This is a genomic window from Filomicrobium sp., from assembly GCF_025698805.1.
Taxonomy (GTDB): domain Bacteria; phylum Pseudomonadota; class Alphaproteobacteria; order Rhizobiales; family Hyphomicrobiaceae; genus Filomicrobium; species Filomicrobium insigne.
Genome location: NZ_JAILWT010000001.1, coordinates 752,667 through 771,143, shown reverse-complemented (window position 1 = coordinate 771,143; position 18,477 = coordinate 752,667). Strand labels below are relative to the sequence as shown.

The window sequence follows — 18,477 nt, the reverse complement described above, 5'->3', positions numbered from 1 at the left end:
CGTTGTGGGCACATACAGACCGCATCGCCACACATCATGGTGCATCCCGACGAGCCGCAAAAAAGCTGGCCGGATGATGGTTCGGACCTCTATATAAAGGTTCCTCCGGTCGGCAGCCAGCGGCTAGCGGGCCGTTAAGTGAGCTCTAGCGTCAGCATTTAGTCGACTCAATTCTCCGACGACGCCATACGTTCACCCTAGGTGCCGTCATCACAATCCAGCAAACCTCCACGAACCTTGTGCAGCTAACCGGCGAAAATCTCGTTCTTCAGCGCGGCCAGCGCACACTTTGTGAGCATCTGTCGTTCGCAGTAACGGCGGGAGAGGTCTTGCTGCTCACGGGCCCCAATGGTGCTGGAAAAACAACGCTACTTCGCGCGATTGCCGGATTTTTAGCCCCTGCGGCGGGAGCGATTGAACTCAAGGGCGGCGATACGGAGCAAACCGTAGGCGAACAGGCGCACTTTGTTGGGCACGCCAATGGCGTCAAATCCAACCTGACCGTGACGGAAAATCTAGAGTTCTGGGCTGCATTTCTGGCACCTAAATCCAATCGGATGAGCCATATCGAGCGTATTGATAAAGCTCTGGAAGATTTCAACCTTCTTTCGTTGGCGGATATTCCAGCCGGCTATCTCTCTGCCGGGCAGAAACGACGGCTGGGCCTCGCGCGCCTGGTTTTAGCCCACCGCCCGCTATGGTTACTCGATGAGCCAACGTCATCCCTCGACGATGCGTCTGCCACCAACCTTGCCAATGTCGTGAATGCGCATGTTGCCGCTGGTGGTTTGGCCATCGCCGCCACACACCTGCCGCTTGGCTTTGAGCCGGCTCGCGAACTGCGGCTTGGCCGGGTGGCAGCGTCATGAGGGCGGCCTGGACCCTGTTGAAGCGAGATTTGCAGTTGGCGGTCCGCGAAGGCGGTGCGATCGGGACGGCGTTGGGCTTCTACTTATTGGTGGTCGCCATGCTGCCCCTCGGACTGGGGCCGGATCTCAATCTGCTCTCACGCATCGCGCCAGGCATTTTGTGGATCGCCTTGTTGTTGGCCGCACTGCTGTCCCTGAGTCGAATTTTCGAAACTGATTTTGAGGATGGTTCGCTCGAACTCATGGCGCTGGGCGAACTGCCGCTCGAATTGGTCGCGGCAATCAAAGCCCTTGCCCACTGGCTGACGACTGGGATTCCGCTCGCCTTGCTCGCGCCGCTTCTCGGGATACTGCTCAATCTCGATATCGGGGCTTATGGCGTACTCGTATTGACCATGCTGGTCGGAACGCCCGCCATCAGCTTCTTGGGATCAATCGGTGCCGCGCTGACCTTGCGGGCCCGCCGCGGAGGTCTGTTGCTGGCGCTGCTTGTACTGCCGCTTTATGTGCCAACACTGATCTACGGCATCACGGCCATCTCTTCGGCGCTGGTCGCACCAGATGCGTTCGTACCGTCCCTGTTGATCCTAACGGCGCTATCACTGGGCTCCCTGGTGCTTGGACCGATTGCCGCGGCGGCGGCGTTGCGCATTCAGATGCAGTAGTGTCCGATTGTTTCATGTGAATCAGCAACTGGCTGTGCAATCTACACAGAGCCTGCTAACGAAAATCGTCGATCTGTCGCCTGTTCCGGCACAATTTGCTCTTTAATCGTTGAGCCCTTAGATCTGAGCCCATGCAGACTCAATCGTTCACCCAACGTTTCGCAAATCCGACGCGGTTCATGGCTTTTTCGGGCGCGCTGATGCCGTGGCTGGCCGGGCTTTCGGTGTTGGTGATCGCGTACGCCCTTTATCGGGGTTTTACCGCGCCCCCGGACTACCAGCAGGGCAAAACGATCTACATTATGTACATCCACGTACCGGCAGCGTGGCTCGGCATGATGGGATATGCACTTATTGCCGCTTCAAGCTTCGGCCTACTCGTATTTCGGCATCCGTTGGCGGATGTGTCAGCGAAGACCGCTGCACCCATCGGTGCGGCTTTCACACTGTTGGCGCTCATCACGGGCTCTCTTTGGGGCAAACCCATGTGGGGCACCTATTGGGTATGGGACGCGCGACTGACCTCGGTGCTGATACTCTTCTTCCTTTATCTTGGCCTGATTGCCCTACGATCTTCGATTGAGGATGAACCGCTCGCTGCCAAGTTGACGGCTGTGCTTGCGTTGGTTGGCGTGATTATTCTCCCGTTCATCAAGATTTCAGTCGAAGGGCTCGATATTCCGAGCCTCGGCATCTCTATTCCGGCCTGGAACACGCTGCACCAGCCTTCCAGCGTATTCCGCTCCGATGGACCCAAAATTCACATCTCGCAGCTCGTACCCCTGCTGATTTCGGCAATCGGCTTCACGCTTCTCTTCTTCACGATGCACCTGAAAGCGATGCGTAATGAAATTCTGCGCCGTCGCGTCAAATCGCTCCGACTGGCTGAAGTCGATCGGGCACGCGCCAGCGAAACAACAGTCGCAGCGGAGTAGAAAATGGATTTTGGTCCGCACGCCACATTCATCATCGCCGCCTACGCGGCCGTAATCATTGTGCTCGGCGGCTTGATCTTCTGGCTGATCTTCGACGGTTTCCATCAGCGCCGATTGCTAAATGAACTGGAAGCACGCGGCGTTCGGCGGCGTTCGGCTCAGCGCGTATCCCGTGGAAGGCTCGATCATGAGTGAAGCCGGTACATCAACCAGGCCAAACCCCACACCCCGGCGCCGTTTCGGATGGCTTCTGGCGCCGGTCATTATCTTCGCGGGTTTGACGGTGATGTTTGCTTTAGCGCTGACTTCAGGGGATCCGTCCCGATTGCCCTCTGCTCTGATCGGCAAGCCAGTTCCACAAGCCTCATTTGAACCTCTTGAAGGCTTGAACAAGGACGGCAAGCCAGTTCCAGGCTTCTCCAGCAGCGATCTCGGCGGGGGCAAAGTGCGCATCGTCAACTTCTGGGCGTCGTGGTGTGTCCCCTGCGTAGCTGAGCACCCAAATCTTGTCGCTTTGGCAGCGCGCACGGGCGTGCCGCTTTATGGGGTCAACTACAAGGACCAAGCCGACGCAGCGCGCCGTTTTCTAGGCCGTTATGGCGATCCCTATACGGCAGTCGGTGTTGATCCACAGGGGCGCGGCGCGATTGAGTGGGGCGTTTATGGCATGCCCGAAACGTTCGTCATCGCGCCTGATGGAACCATTGCCTACAAGCACGTCGGCCCGATTACGGAGACGAGTTTGCAGAATGAGGTCATTCCCGCGATCGAGGCCGCACGCAAAACGGCACCGGGTAGCTGAAGAACTTCTTGCGCCCGTTTGGACCTTAGAGCTCGACGAACTCCACCGTGTCGTTGTCAAGAATTGATAACGTGCCGGTTGGAATGTCGAAGTGGGCGCCATGCAATGTCAGTTCGCCCCGATCTTCCAGTTCCTTGATGAACGGAAAGGTCCGCAGATTAGCGATGGACGTCCGGATACCCGCCTTTTCGAGCTGCGGCTGCAGTGCTGACCGGTCTGGCCCCTGATTGGCGGCTAGCACCCTGAGTTTCGCGTCGTCGAGCATGGACATCCAGTTGGAGATGAAGCGCGCTTCAGTTTCCAGGGCGGCTTTTTGATTAAGTGCCGCTTTGACGCCGCCACAGCCCGAGTGCCCCATGACGAGAAGGTGTTTCACCCGAATGTTGAGCACACCAAATTCAAGGGCAGCGCTGACGCCGTGGAAATGACCGCCTGTCTCATACGGCGGAACCAACGCGGCAACGTTGCGGACCACGAACATCTCACCGGGACCGGCTTTGAACAGCGTTTCGGGTGCAACGCGGCTGTCGCTGCACGAAACCACCATGACTTCCGGATTCTGACCATGTGCAGCCAAGTCCTCGTAGTGCTCACGGCCGGGTTCGAACTGCCCCGTCTTAAATTGTTGGAATCTCTCTGCAAGCGAGGTCGGAAAGCTCTTCATTTAGCAATTCCTGTGTGGTCTGTGGTGAATTTGGAAATTCCGGTTATCTGAAACCTGAACATCTGTCGAGAACAGTAAAAAATGATGCTAACTCGTGAAGCGACAGCGCTATCTGGCCCATCGGGCAAAGTGCCACAGGCGAAAAGTAGCCATTTTTGGGCCCGCGATTGGCATGCCAGCCCTCTCAACGTGAAATGAGGAGTCCCGTGCGACACGGAACGCAACTCGGCCTTGGATTATTCGCCGCAGGCTGCCTTTTCTGATGCGTCACCGATTGGACCAGGAATTGGTCGCGCGCGGACTGGCGCGGACCCGTGCTCAGGCACGCGATCTCATTTTGCGCGGGGAGGTTTTTGTGGCGGGACAGGCTGCTGCCAAACCCAGCCAACCTGTCGCCGCAGATACTGAAATCACGATAACGGGCGACAGTGCGCATTACGTATCTCGTGGAGCTCTCAAGCTGATCGCGGGCCTCGACGCGTTCGGTTTCGATCCGGCGGGATGTATCGCGATCGATGTTGGCGCTTCGACCGGCGGTTTCACGCAGGTTCTGTTGGAACGCGGAGCGGCGAAGGTCTATGCAGTTGACGTCGGTCGCGACCAGCTTCACGAGGAACTTGGCGAAGATCCGCGCGTCACGAAACTCGAGTCGACGGACATACGCGATCTCACAGCCGATACGGTGCAGGAACCTGTCACTGCGCTCGTCGCGGATGTCAGCTTTATATCTTTGAAGAAAGCGTTGCCTGCCGTTCTGGATCTGACAGCGCCCGGTGCATGGCTCGTCGCGCTCGTAAAACCCCAGTTCGAGGTTGGGCGCGAAGCTGTAGGAAAAGGCGGCATTGTGCGCGATTCAGTTCAACGTCAGACAGCTGCCGACGACATAGCGGCCTGGATCGGAGCGCGACAGGGGTGGCGCTTGTCGGGGATCGTCGAGTCACCGATTTCCGGAGGCGATGGCAACAAGGAATTCCTGCTCGGGGCAACGCGGCATGGGTGATATCGAAGAACTGGAAATCGCGAAACTGGGTGCACAGGCCGACGGCGTCTCTGAGCGCGCGTCTGGCTCGGTGTTCGTCCCCTATGCCCTTCCCGGAGAACTCATCCGCGCCGAAATACAGGGCACACGTGCACGCCTCGTCGAGGTGTTGCGAGCCTCTCCCGACCGCGTGGTTCCCCCCTGCCGGCATTTCACGGCTTGTGGAGGGTGCGCCATCCAGCACCTCGCCTATGAGAAATACACCGCTTGGAAACGTGAGACCGTAGCAGGAGCATTCGCCGCGCGGGGCCTCGATCTGGAAGTTGCCGATCCGGTAGCAGTTGGACACGGAGCCCGCCGCCGCGCCGTTTTCTCGGCGAGTCGCGATGGACGCGAGGTTGCGCTGGGGTTCCACGCGGCAAACTCTCACGATGTGATCGATCTCACGGAATGCCTCGTGGTGGATCCGGGTATCGTCCAGGTGTTGCCGGAGCTAAAGGCGTTTCTCGCGCCGTTAGTGCCCAGTAAGGGCGAGGCGCGTGTCACGGTCATCGCGGCCTCTAACGGCTTCGATGTTTCTGTTGACGTCGATGGCCTTGGCACCGAACTCCCACCAGGCCAAAGAGCACGTCTGGCGGCAGGCGCGGCTGAACTGAAGCTTCTGCGCTTTAGCTTGAATGGCGATCCGGTTTATCAGTCAGCCGTACCGTTCGTCACAATGGGCGCAGCGCACGTTGTTCCACCGCCGGGTGTTTTCCTGCAGGCTTCTGCTGACGCCGAAGCTGCCATGGCGAGCCTGATCGTCGAAGCCCTTCCTAAGCGAGCGAAACGCGCGGTCGATCTTTTCAGCGGTATGGGCGCGTTTTCATTTGCGCTCGCTGCTCGGGTCAAAGTCCTTGCGGTCGACAGCGACAAGCGTGCCATTGAGGCGCTGGACGAGGCCCGCCGTCACGCCCAAGGCATCAAGCCCATCGAGACCAAGGTCCGTGATCTCATGCGTGAGCCGCTTTCACGCAAGGAGCTGGAAGGTTTCGACCTCGCCGTTTTCGATCCGCCGCGCGCCGGTGCCCAGGCGCAGGCCGAGATGCTTGCGAAGTCCAAGGTGCCCGCGGTTGTCGCAGTGTCGTGTAATCCGGCAACCTTGGCTCGTGATGCACGCATCCTCATAGATGGCGGATACCGCGCGACCCGCATCATTCCGGTCGATCAGTTTCTCTACTCTCCGCACGTTGAGGTCGTCGCGGTGTTCACGCGCTAGCGCGCTACGCTGAAACCGACAGCAATTTGTCGACGTAAGCCGGAACGACCTCCGTCGCCGGTCCATGGACATGTTCTGCGAACAAACTCGCGCCCTCGGACGGTTCGAGGTTGAGTTCGACCGTGTGCGCACCGATGTCACGCGCCGCCGCGACGAAACCTGCGGCGGGATAGACATTCCCGCTGGTGCCGATCGAAATGAACAAGTCGCAACTGGAAAGCGCTGCAGCGATCTGGTCCAAATCGTAAGGCATCTCACCGAACCAGACGACGTCGGGCCGCATGCCGCCCGGCGTCGCGCATGCGGAGCATGCAAGATCCGCCGACAAATCCTCGACCCACGGAGAACGCGCGTTACATAAGGCGCAAAGAGCCTGAGCCATTTGCCCGTGCATATGGATCAAGTTCCGGCTGCCGGCGGCTTCGTGCAAACCGTCGATATTCTGCGTGACGATCACGACGTCGCCCGGAAACGCGTCCTCAAGCTTCGCCAAGGCTCGGTGGGCAGCGTTGGGTTGGACGCCCATTCCGTCGCGGCGGCGCTGATTATAGAAGTCGTAGACAAGGCTCGGATTACGAGCGAACCCCTCCGGCGTTGCCACATCGCGATAGTCGTACCGGGCCCAGATGCCGTCCTTGTCGCGAAAGGTAGAAAGCCCGGACTCGGCTGAAAGTCCTGCACCTGTCAGAATTACGATCCGCTGATAAACTGTCATCCGCTTCTCAAGTTTGCCGTCCGCCAAAGTTCAAGCTTGGCATAACGGCAGGCCGTGCCCGTGGCAAACGGTTGGACACGGGCGCTAACACGGAGACCAAGAGATGGCCGATCCCATCGCTATGGCTTTGCAAACCGCCGGCAACAGCTTGCGGGTGTCTTGGTATAGCGGCATCAATTGGCTGATGAGCCGGCAGGCACGGAAGCTCTCACCCGCGCCGAAATTCACGCCGACCAAGCCCGTTCCCGATCGCAACGAACTGTTTGAAGATCTCCGCGGGTTGATGCGCCGGGACGCGGAGGCGGCGGGCGCTGGGCTCTACCCCCCCGAAATCACGGATGAACCCCGCATTTGGGATCACTTTCGGCGTCTGCGCGCCATGTATGCAGACCTGCCCGGCACCACCGAACGCCGGCAGGCCCGCGATGCATCCACGGCAAGCGCAGCGGCAAAAACTGCGGATCTACCGGACTACTTCACCCAGGACTTCCACTATCAGACGGGCGGCTATCTGACGGACGAGTCCGCGAAGCTCTATGATTTGCAGGTCGAGATCCTGTTTTATGGTGCCGCCGCCGCCATGCGCCGCGCGAGTCTCAGACCCATCGCGGAATTCATGTATGGCCGCGATCAGCGCCGTGTGTCGTGCCTCGATGTCGCGTGCGGAACGGGACGACTGCTTCGAGAAATCCGCCGCGCCTATCCCGCTATGGCATTGACCGGCCTCGATCTCAGCGGGCCCTATCTGGAAGAAGCCCGCCAGCATATGGGGCGGTTACGCCCGGCGACTCTGATCGAAACGAACGCGGAGCAAATCCCCTGCGCGGACGCCAGCCAGGACATCGTCACGTGCACATTTCTGTTCCACGAGTTGCCGCCGGAGGTTCGTCGCACCGTGACGTGTGAAATCGCGCGCGTTCTTAAGCCCGGGGGCCTTTTCGTGTTCCTCGACAGTCTGCAGATGGGAGACAAGCCCGGGTGGGACGGACTGCTGGAAGCCTTTCCCGTCCGCTTCCACGAGCCCTACTACCGCAGTTACGCGATCGAGGATCTGAACAAGCTGTTCACTGACGCAGGCCTCAAACCGGCCACGCAGGAGCTCGCGTTTCTGGCAAAAGTCGTGACGTGCCGTAAGCAGGAATGAAATCAACACCACCACCACCCCCGCCCACCTGATTAGCCCCTCCGAAAGGCTTTACGCAAACGGCCATGGCTTAGCTTTCGCCGCCATATCGATCGCCGCGACGATGGCCAGTTCATCACGCCCGTTGCTTGCAGCGATGACGGTTTCCACGCCAGCGACAGCGCGCGCGAACGCGTCGCTTTCCGATGATCCATTGAGGATATGCCCGAGCAACAGCGCCGCGAACAGATCGCCTGTTCCATGCGGGACCACAGGGCGATAAGGGACGGCGCACGCGAACGCTGCTTCGGGGTCCGAGGTCACACAGCGGGTCCGCAGTTGATCGCCAGCAAGCTCTGCGGACGTGACGGCCAGCAAGCGGCAGTCTTTCGGAAGCGCATTTTGCGGGTCGTCGAAACCCTCACCGAAAATGAACTTTGCCTCAAACCGGTTGGGCGTCACGTACGTGGCAAGCGGAACCAGTTCGGACGCAATGGCCTGTGCGGCCGGCACGCCGATATAGTGCCCCTCGGGCTCATCGCCGAAGACCGGATCGCAGAGATAAGCGACGTCGCCATGGCGGTCCCGAACGTGGCGAACGGTCTTCGCAGCGAGCGCGACGTGCTCGGGCGTCGGCAGAAAGCCGGTCAGAATGGCGTCGATATCAGCGAATTGGCCGTTTTGTTCCAACGCCTCCAGCATCGCCGTCAGATCTTCCAAAGCGACGGGCCGGCCTGCCCAATGCACATGCCCCAGATGATTGGAGAGCACAACGCTCGGAAGCGCGATCACCTCGTGCCCCAGGCGTTGGAGCGCCGGAACGACGGCCGCGAGGCCGACGTGGCCGGAAGCGACGTAGGAGGAAAAAGCGAGAACTTGAGCCATTGCGCGCTCACTATCCGGGATATTCGTTTCGTACGTTTTTACAACTTTGTCGGCCTAGTCAGAGGACGCAGACTGCCGCAGGTCGTCCTACTACGTATTGTCCATTTGCGTTTGGGCGTTGCTTGATTAATGTGCGGCGCAACAAAAATCGACACATACAAAACACTTCTGGAACGCTCGAAAGGCCCACGCATGGCTGTCCGTCCTCGCCGCAGTGTCCTCTATATGCCAGGCTCCAACGCTCGTGCCCTGGAAAAAGCCAAAACAATACCTGCCGACGCGCTGATCCTGGATCTGGAAGACGCCGTCGCGCCGGATGCCAAGCTCGAAGCCCGCGAAAAGGTTTGCGCGGCTGTGAAGGCCGGTGGCTATGGTAAGCGCGAAATCATTATTCGCGTCAACGCCTTGGAAACCCCATGGGGTGCTGACGATCTGTTTGCTGCCGCCGCTGCGGCCCCAGACGCCATTCTTGTCCCGAAAGTGGGCCGTCCCGGCGACATCATTTCCGCGGCGAAGGTTGTGACGGCAGCACATGCGCCGGACAAAACCAAGCTGTGGGCGATGATGGAAACGCCGATGTCGATCCTCAACGTACGGGAGATCGCGATGGCGGGTATCGAGCGCGAGCATCGCCTCACCTGTCTTGTCATGGGAACGAATGATCTCCTGAAAGAGTCGCACGCCCGTGACTACAAGGACCGCTTCGCTGTCGTGCCGTGGCTGTCGATGACCATCGTGGCAGCCCGCGCCTACGGGCTCGACGTGCTTGATGGCGTCTACAACGACTTCAGGGACGAGGTGGGACTTCGCGCCGAAGCAGAACATGGCCGCACGTTGGGTATGGATGGTAAGACACTAATCCACCCCAACCAGGTTGCCATTGCGAATGAGATTTTTTCGCCGAGCCCGAAGGATGTCGAGTGGTCGCGGCGGATCATTTCCGAGTTCGCATTGCCGGAGAACCAGAAGAAGGGTGTCATCACCATCGATGGCAAAATGGTCGAGCGGCTGCATATGGTCATGGCGGAGCGCACGGTTTCTATTGCCGAGGCGATTGAAGAGATGGCGGCAAACTGAGTTCTCGACTTCGGCATCTCCCGGCAATAACTGAAGACTCTGAAGGCGCATACGATGCGGAGACGAAAGCGCCCGTCGCGAAAAGAATGAAAGACAACGCATGAGCACGACGAAGACCAACCCGGGCAACTACTTCGAGGATTTTCATGTCGGTCAGATCATCCGGCATGCCACGCCGCGGACTTTGACTGTCGGTGACGCCGCACTCTACATGGGTCTTTACGGACCGAGGTTTGCGGTCCAGTCATCCGACGCTTTTGCCCGCACAATTGGTTATCCGTCGGCGCCTCTCGATGATCTGCTCGTGTTCCACACCGTGTTCGGCAAAACCGTTCCCGATATCTCGTTGAACGCGATTGCCAACCTCGGATATGCCGACTGTCGGTTCGAGAAGCCGGTCTATCCTGGCACGACGTTGTCGACGGTGTCCGAAGTGATCGGGCTCAAAGAAAACTCAAACGGTAAGACCGGAACCGTTTACGTGCGCTCGACCGGCGCGGACGAGAAGGGTGAAACCGTGCTCAGCTACACGCGCTGGGTTATGGTCCGCAAAAAGGATGAGGCCTCACCTGCACCCGAAGCCGTCGTACCGGCACTACCCGAAATCGTCGCTCCGGAAGCCTTGGCTGCTGCGGTTCCCGCTATCGATGTCAGTCGTTTTGACACCAACCTTTCAGGTTCGCCCTTCCGCTGGGGTGACTATGAGGTCGGCGAAAAGATCGATCACGTCGACGGCATGACGGTCGAAGAAGCCGAACATCAGATCGCAACGCGCCTCTACCAAAACACCGCTAAAGTGCATTTCAATCAGCACACCGAAGGCCAGGGCCGTTTCGGACGCCGGCTGATCTACGGCGGCGTCGTAATCTCGTTAGCCCGTGCGCTGTCATTCAACGGGCTCAACAACGCGTTCCATCTCGCGGCCATCAACGCGGGCCGTCATGTTGCGCCACTCTTCGCAGGCGACACGGTCTATGCGTGGTCGGAGGTTCTCGACAAAGCGGAACTTCCCGGACGATCCGACATAGGGGCGTTGCGCACTCGGCTTGTGGCAGTGAAGAATCGTGCGTGTGCCGACTTCCCGTTCAAAACAGCCGAAGGCGGTTATGACGAGGGTGTGATTTTGGATTTGGACGTCTGGCTAGCCATTCCGAAATAACCCTGGACTGGCATACCAAGGTCCATTGCGACAAGTGATGCAGCAAGGCGCTACGTTGATTGCCGCAGCGCAACAGTCGCGCTAAACGAATTTGTGTCGGACAAGCAAAAAGGCAGCGGGAGAGCTTTATGGCAGAAGCGAAAACCATACGTGGTAACGCGATAGAGCGTCCCCTATCGCCGCATTTGCAAATCTATCGACCGTTGATCAACATGGTGATGTCGATCCTGCATCGCATCACCGGTGCGGCGCTGTATTTCGGATCGCTGCTCCTTGCGTGGTGGCTCGTCTCCGCCGCAATCGGTCCGGACTATTTCAACTTCGTCAACGGGCTCTTCGATACGTGGCTCGGGCGGATCGTTCTGTTTGGCTACACATGGGCGCTCATGCATCACATGATGGGCGGCATTCGCCACTTCATCTGGGACACGGCAAGCTACCTGGATATTCCCTCCGTCAACTTCCTCTCCTGGGCCACCATCGTTTGTTCCGTCGTGCTAACGGCTGCGGTGTGGGCCGGCGTATTTTTACTCGGATAAGGGCGGATCTCTCGATGAACATGCGCACCCCGCTAAAGAACGCGCGCAGACTGGGCTCTGCTAAGGAAGGCGCCGATCACTTCTGGCTGCAGCGTGTGACCGCCGTGGCCAACCTCTTCCTGGCCGTGTTCCTGGTCGGCCTCATCATCCACCTCATTGGCGCCGACTACGCGACCGTGAAGGCAACACTGGCTTCACCTGTCGTGGCGCTCCTGTTGCTGCTGCTGATCCTCTCGGGCGTCGTTCACATGCGGATCGGTATGCAAGTCATCATCGAAGACTACGTTCATGGTGAGGGCGCCAAGGTCGTGGCGTTGATGCTCAATACCTTTTTTGCATTCACGATCGCTGCCGCGAGCGTCTGGGCAGTTCTGAAGTTGAGCTTTGGAGCATGACGCAATGGCGGGATCGGCAACAGGCTCAACGAAAGGCGATTCAATGACGGCACCAGCCCAGGGTGGCAAAGCATACCAAATCGTTGATCACACCTACGACGTCGTCGTCGTCGGCGCGGGTGGCGCGGGTCTTCGCGCGACACTGGGTTGCGCCGAGGCGGGCTTGAAAACGGCCTGTGTGACCAAGGTCTTTCCGACGCGCTCGCATACCGTAGCTGCCCAAGGCGGCGTTGCAGCCGCGCTCGGAAACATGGGACCGGATAATTGGCGCTGGCACATGTACGATACCGTAAAGGGATCGGATTGGCTTGGTGACCAGGATTCCATTGAATACCTCTGCCGGCATGCGCCGGATGCTGTCTATGAACTCGAGCACTACGGCGTGCCGTTCTCGCGCACCGAGTCCGGCAAGATTTATCAGCGGCCTTTTGGCGGGATGACGACGCAATACGGTGAGGGTCCGCCGGCCCAGCGCACCTGCGCTGCTGCCGACCGCACCGGCCACGCCATGCTTCACACACTTTATGGCCAGAGCCTCCGGCACTCGGCGGAGTTCTTCATCGAATTTTTCGCCATCGACTTGATCATGGATCAAGAAGGGGCATGCCGCGGCGTCATCGCGATAAAGCTAGACGACGGCACGATCCATCGTTTCCGCGCGAAGAAAACAATCTTAGCGACTGGCGGTTATGGCCGCGCCTACTTCTCCTGTACCTCTGCGCACACGTGCACGGGTGACGGCAACGCTATGGTGTTGCGCGCTGGCCTGCCGCTGCAGGATATGGAGTTCGTGCAGTTCCACCCGACGGGGATATACGGAGCTGGCGTGCTGATCACCGAAGGCGCGCGCGGCGAGGGTGGTTACCTAACCAACTCGGAAGGCGAACGCTTCATGGAGCGTTATGCGCCATCCGCGAAGGATCTGGCGTCACGCGACGTCGTCTCGCGCTCGATGACCGTTGAAATCCGCGAAGGCCGCGGTGTCGGGGCGCATGGCGATCACATCTTCCTGCATCTCGACCATCTCGATCCGAAGATTTTGGCTGAGCGTCTGCCCGGCATTACCGAAAGCGCGAAGGTTTTCGCAGGGGTTGATCTGCGTCGTCAGCCGATCCCGGTAATTCCGACGGTGCACTACAACATGGGCGGCATCCCGACGAACTATCACGGTGAAGTCCTGACCCTGAAGGATGGCAATCCCGACTACATTGTCCCAGGTCTGATGGCCATCGGCGAGGCGGCTTGCGTCTCCGTCCATGGCGCAAATCGGCTTGGGTCGAACTCTCTCATCGATTTGGTCGTGTTCGGACGTGCCGCGGGGCTTCGCTGCGCTGATGTAGTCGAGCCGGGTGCCCATGCTGACCTGCCTGCGGACTCTGCGGATCTTGCACTCTCCCGTCTGGATCACTTCCGCTACGCCAAGGGCGACACGCCAACGGCTGATCTGCGCCTGAAGATGCAGAGGGTGATGCAGTCTAACTGCGCGGTGTTCCGCGACGGTCCGGTACTCGAAGAGGGCGTGCATCTGATCGACGAGATCTGGCAGCAGTCAGGCGATATCCGCGTCTCCGACAGATCTCTAGTCTGGAACTCGGACCTGGTTGAGACGATGGAGTACGACAACCTCATCAGCCAGGCGGCCGTCACCGTAACTGCCGCGGCCAACCGCAAAGAAAGCCGCGGTGCGCACGCGCGTGAGGACTATCCCAACCGCGATGACGCCAACTGGATGAAGCACACGTTGGCTTGGGCTGACCTCGATGCCCGTAAGGTCAAACTCGACTTCCGTCCAGTCCACACCTACACCATGACCAATGAAGTCTCGTATATCGAGCCGAAAGCGCGCGTCTACTGACGTCGCCGCGGGGCAAATGTACCGGCCGATCTCGTTCGGCCGGTATCCTCCAGTGTTTACAGAAACAAAACGGGACTGAGTACTGGCCCTGAATTGCTCACATATGGAGTGAGGATGTGAGCAATAGATAATTGAATTTGCAGAAAGTTTTAATGGAAAATAACTTAAGATTTTAGCGGTTCTTCGCTAACTAACCTTCAATTGTGAATTGCATTACGTAGAACTTGAATTGCACCCGTATATCAGCTGGGTTAGACAGCAACGTTTCCGCGATTAGAGCAGGATATTTCCTCAAATTTGACGGCCCCCACCATGTTGATCATGGTACGAAGAGGTCGGATTATCTTTAATCTGAGCAACTGCACGAACGGGTCTGCTACGAATTTTTTTGGGGCACGCGTATGCTGGAAATTGAATATGACCCGTTGCTCGTGGGCGTATCGATCGCGGTTGCCATCTGGGGATCCTGGACATCGCTCGTTCTGACATTTGGGCTTCTCGACGAACGGAAGCCCATGAGCCAAATCATCGCTCAGTGTATAAACTGCGCCGCAGTCATGGGCGGCAGCATCTGGGCCATGCACTTCATAGCAATGCTCGCCGTTAAGTTTCCCACCGCGATCTCCTACAATATGACAGAGACGGTAGCCTCTCTTCTACTCGCGATCACAGTATGCGGTTTAGGGTTGTTCGTCGCGTCGCAGAACCCAAAGGGTCTTCCTGGCACGCTAACGGGGGGCGCACTCATTGGTCTCGGGATCGCCGGTATGCACTATCTCGGCGTATCTGCCATACGCGGATGCGGGCTGACCTTTCATTTGTTGGGGACGCTTGGATCTGTAGCGATTGCGGTCCTTGCGGCTTGCGCGGCGCTCTGGTTTGCGATGGGCAAACGCGGGCTTGCCGAAACCATGATAGGTGGCGTCATAATGGGTATGGCGATTAGTGCCATGCACTTCATCGGAATGTACGCCACGACATTCGTATCAACACCTACGTTTGTCGCCGTTGCACAGTCCCACTTGTCACACTCGATACTGGCCTATGCCATAGCGATGGCCGCTTTTGCCGTCTGCTCAGCGCAATTGCTGATGGCCACCGGATCGGTAAACAAGGCAGCGGGAACTTTCCGGCGAGGTTACTGACAGAGATCGCGTAAACAGCTGACTCAGTGATCTCAGATAGCCTCACCAATTCGTCAGGGCCCGCACGTGAGAAAAGTGTGGGGTTGCCTTCTCCGTGCCGCAGGGACGAGGCATCCCCTGATTATGTGTGCTGCTGGCAACGTGGCTCTTGCTTGACACAGAAGCTCTGTAGGAGCATTCGCGCGATAAACCGAGTCGGCACGGGAGCGTTACCGCTATGCTTGCACGCTTGTTGTCGGGAATTGTGCGCCCAGGGGGAGATACCGTGAAAAAGAAGCCTGCCGCCATCCCTCCGCGGCAGCCACCGCGCGTTCCAGTGTCGCCGTCTGACACGCGCAGCGCACCAGATCCCTTTTCCATTGTACTGCCTGCAATTGCAGCTTTGGGCGCCGTCTCGTCTATTGCGAGCATTAACTGGGCCGCACAGGACAAAACACCGGATCGCAGTAAGCCGAAACGCAAAGCCGGCACCGCACTGCGCGATCTGGAGACCTGTTGTCTGGGCCTGACGGAGATATTCCGGCGGTTTCAGAAGCACCCCAAGCTCTTCTGTGGTGAAGGCGCTTCACCGAATTCCCCGCTAAAGTTCGGAGTGCACAGTGCCCGTGTATCGCCTGACTCAGCGCGCGTGTTCCAACAAATCGTGAATGACGTGGCGTCGATGCTGGTTCTGGCATCTCAGAATGCCTTTGATGTGATGTCGGCTGTCGAAGACGGAGAAATCAACGCGCCGGAAGAGCTCTTTTTCGGGTTCGGCGAGTGCCAGCAAAAGCTCAACGAGCTTATCCAGTCGCGCGCTACGCTCAAAACAACCGTTGAAGTCGGGTTGGAAGTGTCGGAGCGCCTGACGTCGCTCGTACGCGACATGAAGACCTATCGCTTGGAATAAGCAGCAAGCGTCATGTTCTCGTCACGACACACCTTGCTCTTGACCATTAGTGGCGTTGACAGGGCTGCCTGGAAGCCGCATGTCATTGCTTATCCATTTTAGATGCAGTGCAACAGAAACTGACGGCTCAATGGTCCAGCTCACGCTCCCTCGCAATTCGACGGTAAAATCTGGCAAGGTTTGGAACTCACCCCAAAGCTCGGGGCGCTGGAAAGAGTTCCGCATTTATAGGTGGAGTCCGGATGACGGGGAAAATCCCCGCATCGACATCTACTGGCTTGACCAGGATCAGTGCGGGCCGATGGTTCTCGACGGGCTCATCAAGATCAAGAATGAGATTGATCAGACCTTGACGTTCCGCAGGTCGTGCCGCGAAGGCATCTGCGGCTCCTGCTCTATGAACATTGATGGCACCAACACGCTGGCCTGTCTCAAAGCGATCGACGATGTAAAGGGCGCGATCAAGATCTATCCATTGCCGCACATGCAAGTCGTCAAGGACTTGGTGCCGGATATGACCCACTTCTATGCGCAGCATCGCTCGATTGAGCCCTGGTTGAAAACAGAAACCCCAACTCCGCCGACAGAGTGGAAGCAATCGCGGGACGATCGCGAGAAGCTGGACGGTCTGTATGAGTGTATTCTGTGTGCGTGCTGCTCGGCGTCCTGCCCAAGCTATTGGTGGAACTCGGATCGCTATCTCGGCCCAGCGATACTCCTGCAAGCCTACCGTTGGATCAACGATAGCCGCGATGAAGCAACCGGAGAGCGTTTGGACAATATCGAGGACCCTTTCCGGCTCTACCGATGCCACACCATTTTGAACTGCACCCAGGCGTGCCCAAAAGGCTTGAATCCAGCCAAAGCCATCGCTGAACTGAAGAAATTGATGGTTGAGCGTCGCGTTTAGCGATGACGAGTGCGGCGTTTGGCTTTCGAATACAATTCGAAAGCCCGCTGTTTAGAAATTACCTATGATTCGAGGCTTAATAGGCCTCGTAGCCTACATATCACAGTGGGCCCGCATATCTCTTCTCGACACGTTTCGCAAAAAATTAGACCGGTGCAACCTTAGCGCTGCAACCGGCCTTCTAAGTCGTTCATTGGTATTCTTGGTGGGAAGTCGAACCGTTGACGCTCCGGTGCCCATCCGGAGCCAACGGAATATCGCTTCGTTAGGCTGCCTTCTTCGCAACCTTGCGAGCTGCAGGCTTCTTAGCAGCGGTCTTCTTAGCAGCCGGCTTGACGGCTGCCTTGCGAGCAGCGGGCTTACGAGCCGCCGGCTTCTTAGCAGCGGTCTTCTTGGCGGCGGGCTTCTTAGCGGCAGGCTTCTTCGCAGCAGCCTTCTTCGCCGGAGCCTTTGCCGTAACAGCTTTCTTGCGAGCCGGAGCTGCGGAGCGAGCCGAAGCAGACGCCGTAGTCTTCGTTGACTTGCGGGCCGTGCTCTTAGCAGCAGCCTTCTTCGCCGGAGCCTTCTTTGCTTTGCTCTTGGCCGGAGCCTTTATCTTTTCAGTCATCGTAGTCTCTCTTTCTCTGTTTCTCTAAGGTGTCCGCCCGAATCAATTTCGGACTAAAAAAATCATGTGCAAGTTCGAGGAATTTGTTGACATGCAAAATGAATTGTCGGGTGAAATAATCTCTCTTTCCCCTCAAAGTGTTGCGTGAAGGACTCAAATTTGATGGCTTTTAGATAGGTAACGCGTTTCGACGAGATCAAAAGTTAGGTGCACGAGACAACATCATGGAACGTCGAGACGTTTTTTGAATCGGTTTTTGACTCTCGTCAGATTTGAAAATCGCGTTGCGCAAGGATGATCAATGTGAGGAGCGATGCGTATCACTTCGCATTTGCAAATGAGGGTAATCGATACGGTGTGATGTGGAGGGAGAAGACTTTAGAAAAGCGGTCTCGAAAAATCTAATCACGGTCAAAAAGAAAATGGGGCGCCACCGACGCCCCATTTCTTTATCCTGATGCATAACGGCGAAGACAGTTCGTGCAACGTTAGTTTGAAACGGTTGCACGTGTCGACGGATAAACAACTATGCCGCCGCGAGCGTGCGTGCCTGTAAGTCCAACACGGCAAGGACGTAGCCCACCCGATCTTCCATGGCTTCCGCCCAGATCGAAAAGTAGTTGGGTTGCTCCGGAATGATCTCTCCAATCACTTCGCCGTACTCAAACCTAAGATCGGCTTCGAAGTGTCTTGCGATTGCCTGCATCTTCGAGTTCTCAGAAAGACAGCTCAAGACAAGCTGGTGTACGCCGCGGTTTCTTGCAGCTCGGATGACACGACCCATCAATTCCGAACCGAGGCCCTTATTTTGAAAGGTAGGTTCGACCGATATCGCGGCTTCAGCCTGGGTACCCCAAGCATCCCCGAGTTTGCGTAGTTCGGCTGCTGCGCGGACTTCCCCGTCTACAATGTAGCCGTAGACGATCCCCCCCATATCGTTCATGCGGAGCGCGTAGTCTCCGATGAAACTGTCCGATACGCCGTGGGCGAAACGCATTCTCCGGCT

Annotated in this window: 21 protein-coding genes; 16 read left to right on the top strand and 5 right to left on the bottom strand. The window is 57.8% G+C overall.

All coding sequences use genetic code 11. The features are described from left to right. The first annotated feature begins 239 nt into the window (after nucleotides 1-239). From ccmA to K5845_RS03440, 5 genes are all read left to right on the top strand, one after another. Complete coding sequence (gene ccmA / locus K5845_RS03460; protein WP_046477177.1) at nucleotides 240-869, top strand: heme ABC exporter ATP-binding protein CcmA; 630 nt, start codon at nucleotides 240-242, stop codon at nucleotides 867-869. Continuing rightward, nucleotides 866-1,534, top strand: coding sequence for a heme exporter protein CcmB (gene ccmB, locus K5845_RS03455; RefSeq protein ID WP_046477179.1), 669 nt, complete (start codon nucleotides 866-868; stop codon nucleotides 1,532-1,534). The genes ccmA and ccmB overlap by 4 nt, the downstream gene beginning before the upstream one ends. Before the next feature lie 131 nt (nucleotides 1,535-1,665). Then, complete coding sequence (locus tag K5845_RS03450; RefSeq protein WP_046477181.1) at nucleotides 1,666-2,469, top strand: heme ABC transporter permease; 804 nt, start codon at nucleotides 1,666-1,668, stop codon at nucleotides 2,467-2,469. Nucleotides 2,470-2,472: 3 nt separating this feature from the next. Beyond that, a complete protein-coding gene (gene ccmD / locus K5845_RS03445; RefSeq protein ID WP_046477183.1) occupies nucleotides 2,473-2,664 on the top strand; it encodes a heme exporter protein CcmD in 192 nt (63 codons plus the stop codon). Then, nucleotides 2,657-3,271, top strand: a complete 615-nt coding sequence (locus K5845_RS03440; RefSeq protein ID WP_046477184.1) for a DsbE family thiol:disulfide interchange protein — start codon at nucleotides 2,657-2,659, stop codon at nucleotides 3,269-3,271. Before ccmD ends, K5845_RS03440 begins: the two co-directional genes overlap by 8 nt. A gap of 25 nt (nucleotides 3,272-3,296) precedes the next feature. Here K5845_RS03440 and K5845_RS03435 read toward each other — a convergent pair whose 3' ends face one another. Continuing rightward, a complete protein-coding gene (locus K5845_RS03435) occupies nucleotides 3,297-3,935 on the bottom strand; it encodes a carbonic anhydrase (RefSeq protein ID WP_046477187.1) in 639 nt (212 codons plus the stop codon). Between the two features lie 262 nt (nucleotides 3,936-4,197). Here K5845_RS03435 and K5845_RS03430 point away from each other — a divergent pair, with 262 nt between their 5' ends. Continuing rightward, nucleotides 4,198-4,935, top strand: coding sequence for a TlyA family RNA methyltransferase (locus K5845_RS03430; protein WP_287958389.1), 738 nt, complete (start codon nucleotides 4,198-4,200; stop codon nucleotides 4,933-4,935). Next, a complete protein-coding gene (locus tag K5845_RS03425) occupies nucleotides 4,928-6,172 on the top strand; it encodes a class I SAM-dependent RNA methyltransferase (protein ID WP_287958388.1) in 1,245 nt (414 codons plus the stop codon). Before K5845_RS03430 ends, K5845_RS03425 begins: the two co-directional genes overlap by 8 nt. 4 nt (nucleotides 6,173-6,176) lie before the next feature. Here K5845_RS03425 and K5845_RS03420 read toward each other — a convergent pair whose 3' ends face one another. After that, on the bottom strand, nucleotides 6,177-6,887 hold the full coding sequence (locus K5845_RS03420) for an NAD-dependent deacylase (RefSeq protein ID WP_287958387.1): 711 nt from the start codon (nucleotides 6,885-6,887) through the stop codon (nucleotides 6,177-6,179). 103 nt (nucleotides 6,888-6,990) lie between these two features. Between K5845_RS03420 and K5845_RS03415 the strand changes: the two genes are divergently transcribed. Continuing rightward, nucleotides 6,991-8,031 carry a class I SAM-dependent methyltransferase gene (locus K5845_RS03415; RefSeq protein ID WP_287958386.1) on the top strand — a complete coding sequence of 347 codons (1,041 nt, stop codon included), beginning with the start codon at nucleotides 6,991-6,993 and terminating at the stop codon, nucleotides 8,029-8,031. A 51-nt stretch (nucleotides 8,032-8,082) separates the two neighbouring features. On the opposite strand, the gene K5845_RS03410 is transcribed toward K5845_RS03415, so the two are convergent. Then, nucleotides 8,083-8,895 carry a bifunctional hydroxymethylpyrimidine kinase/phosphomethylpyrimidine kinase gene (locus tag K5845_RS03410; RefSeq protein WP_287958385.1) on the bottom strand — a complete coding sequence of 271 codons (813 nt, stop codon included), beginning with the start codon at nucleotides 8,893-8,895 and terminating at the stop codon, nucleotides 8,083-8,085. Between the two features lie 192 nt (nucleotides 8,896-9,087). On the opposite strand from K5845_RS03410, the gene K5845_RS03405 reads away from it, so the two are divergent. The 8 genes from K5845_RS03405 to K5845_RS03370 all read left to right on the top strand — a co-directional run bounded on the left by K5845_RS03405 (nucleotide 9,088) and on the right by K5845_RS03370 (nucleotide 16,864). Next, nucleotides 9,088-9,972 (top strand): HpcH/HpaI aldolase/citrate lyase family protein, encoded by an 885-nt coding sequence (locus tag K5845_RS03405; protein ID WP_170832412.1) that lies wholly within the window; start codon nucleotides 9,088-9,090, stop codon nucleotides 9,970-9,972. Between the two features lie 100 nt (nucleotides 9,973-10,072). Beyond that, nucleotides 10,073-11,131 carry a MaoC family dehydratase gene (locus K5845_RS03400; RefSeq protein WP_287958384.1) on the top strand — a complete coding sequence of 353 codons (1,059 nt, stop codon included), beginning with the start codon at nucleotides 10,073-10,075 and terminating at the stop codon, nucleotides 11,129-11,131. A 128-nt stretch (nucleotides 11,132-11,259) separates the two neighbouring features. Further along, nucleotides 11,260-11,670: a succinate dehydrogenase, cytochrome b556 subunit gene (gene sdhC / locus K5845_RS03395; RefSeq protein WP_046477203.1), complete on the top strand. Its 411-nt coding sequence runs from the start codon at nucleotides 11,260-11,262 to the stop codon at nucleotides 11,668-11,670. 14 nt (nucleotides 11,671-11,684) lie between these two features. Then, nucleotides 11,685-12,065, top strand: a complete 381-nt coding sequence (sdhD, locus tag K5845_RS03390) for a succinate dehydrogenase, hydrophobic membrane anchor protein (protein ID WP_046477205.1) — start codon at nucleotides 11,685-11,687, stop codon at nucleotides 12,063-12,065. Nucleotides 12,066-12,069: 4 nt separating this feature from the next. Further along, a complete protein-coding gene (sdhA, locus tag K5845_RS03385) occupies nucleotides 12,070-13,920 on the top strand; it encodes a succinate dehydrogenase flavoprotein subunit (protein WP_046477207.1) in 1,851 nt (616 codons plus the stop codon). A gap of 401 nt (nucleotides 13,921-14,321) precedes the next feature. After that, nucleotides 14,322-15,065, top strand: coding sequence for an MHYT domain-containing protein (locus tag K5845_RS03380; protein ID WP_090227027.1), 744 nt, complete (start codon nucleotides 14,322-14,324; stop codon nucleotides 15,063-15,065). A 217-nt stretch (nucleotides 15,066-15,282) separates the two neighbouring features. Further along, nucleotides 15,283-15,954: a hypothetical protein gene (locus K5845_RS03375; protein WP_244465012.1), complete on the top strand. Its 672-nt coding sequence runs from the start codon at nucleotides 15,283-15,285 to the stop codon at nucleotides 15,952-15,954. Between the two features lie 130 nt (nucleotides 15,955-16,084). Beyond that, entirely contained in the window at nucleotides 16,085-16,864 is a 780-nt protein-coding gene (locus tag K5845_RS03370; protein ID WP_090227024.1) for a succinate dehydrogenase iron-sulfur subunit, read from the top strand. A gap of 265 nt (nucleotides 16,865-17,129) precedes the next feature. On the opposite strand, the gene K5845_RS03365 is transcribed toward K5845_RS03370, so the two are convergent. Next, entirely contained in the window at nucleotides 17,130-17,471 is a 342-nt protein-coding gene (locus K5845_RS03365) for a hypothetical protein (protein ID WP_046477218.1), read from the bottom strand. A 526-nt stretch (nucleotides 17,472-17,997) separates the two neighbouring features. Next, nucleotides 17,998-18,468 carry a GNAT family N-acetyltransferase gene (locus tag K5845_RS03360; protein WP_244465013.1) on the bottom strand — a complete coding sequence of 157 codons (471 nt, stop codon included), beginning with the start codon at nucleotides 18,466-18,468 and terminating at the stop codon, nucleotides 17,998-18,000. Between the last annotated feature and the right edge of the window lie 9 nt (nucleotides 18,469-18,477).

Bases quoted from the DNA above. Each gene is read 5' to 3' on its own strand.
- K5845_RS03415 (WP_287958386.1), top strand. From the start codon at position 6,991: ATGGCCGATCCCATCGCTATGGCTTTGCAAACCGCCGGCAACAGCTTG.
- K5845_RS03375 (WP_244465012.1), top strand. From the start codon at position 15,283: ATGCTTGCACGCTTGTTGTCGGGAATTGTGCGCCCAGGGGGAGATACC.
- sdhD (WP_046477205.1), top strand. From the start codon at position 11,685: ATGAACATGCGCACCCCGCTAAAGAACGCGCGCAGACTGGGCTCTGCT.
- K5845_RS03410 (WP_287958385.1), bottom strand. From the start codon at position 8,895: ATGGCTCAAGTTCTCGCTTTTTCCTCCTACGTCGCTTCCGGCCACGTC.
- K5845_RS03435 (WP_046477187.1), bottom strand. From the start codon at position 3,935: ATGAAGAGCTTTCCGACCTCGCTTGCAGAGAGATTCCAACAATTTAAG.
- ccmD (WP_046477183.1), top strand. From the start codon at position 2,473: ATGGATTTTGGTCCGCACGCCACATTCATCATCGCCGCCTACGCGGCC.
- K5845_RS03400 (WP_287958384.1), top strand. From the start codon at position 10,073: ATGAGCACGACGAAGACCAACCCGGGCAACTACTTCGAGGATTTTCAT.
- sdhC (WP_046477203.1), top strand. From the start codon at position 11,260: ATGGCAGAAGCGAAAACCATACGTGGTAACGCGATAGAGCGTCCCCTA.
- K5845_RS03380 (WP_090227027.1), top strand. From the start codon at position 14,322: ATGCTGGAAATTGAATATGACCCGTTGCTCGTGGGCGTATCGATCGCG.
- K5845_RS03425 (WP_287958388.1), top strand. From the start codon at position 4,928: ATGGGTGATATCGAAGAACTGGAAATCGCGAAACTGGGTGCACAGGCC.
- K5845_RS03420 (WP_287958387.1), bottom strand. From the start codon at position 6,887: ATGACAGTTTATCAGCGGATCGTAATTCTGACAGGTGCAGGACTTTCA.
- K5845_RS03405 (WP_170832412.1), top strand. From the start codon at position 9,088: ATGGCTGTCCGTCCTCGCCGCAGTGTCCTCTATATGCCAGGCTCCAAC.
- K5845_RS03430 (WP_287958389.1), top strand. From the start codon at position 4,198: ATGCGTCACCGATTGGACCAGGAATTGGTCGCGCGCGGACTGGCGCGG.
- ccmB (WP_046477179.1), top strand. From the start codon at position 866: ATGAGGGCGGCCTGGACCCTGTTGAAGCGAGATTTGCAGTTGGCGGTC.
- K5845_RS03440 (WP_046477184.1), top strand. From the start codon at position 2,657: ATGAGTGAAGCCGGTACATCAACCAGGCCAAACCCCACACCCCGGCGC.
- K5845_RS03365 (WP_046477218.1), bottom strand. From the start codon at position 17,471: ATGACTGAAAAGATAAAGGCTCCGGCCAAGAGCAAAGCAAAGAAGGCT.
- K5845_RS03370 (WP_090227024.1), top strand. From the start codon at position 16,085: ATGGTCCAGCTCACGCTCCCTCGCAATTCGACGGTAAAATCTGGCAAG.
- sdhA (WP_046477207.1), top strand. From the start codon at position 12,070: ATGGCGGGATCGGCAACAGGCTCAACGAAAGGCGATTCAATGACGGCA.
- K5845_RS03450 (WP_046477181.1), top strand. From the start codon at position 1,666: ATGCAGACTCAATCGTTCACCCAACGTTTCGCAAATCCGACGCGGTTC.
- K5845_RS03360 (WP_244465013.1), bottom strand. From the start codon at position 18,468: ATGCGTTTCGCCCACGGCGTATCGGACAGTTTCATCGGAGACTACGCG.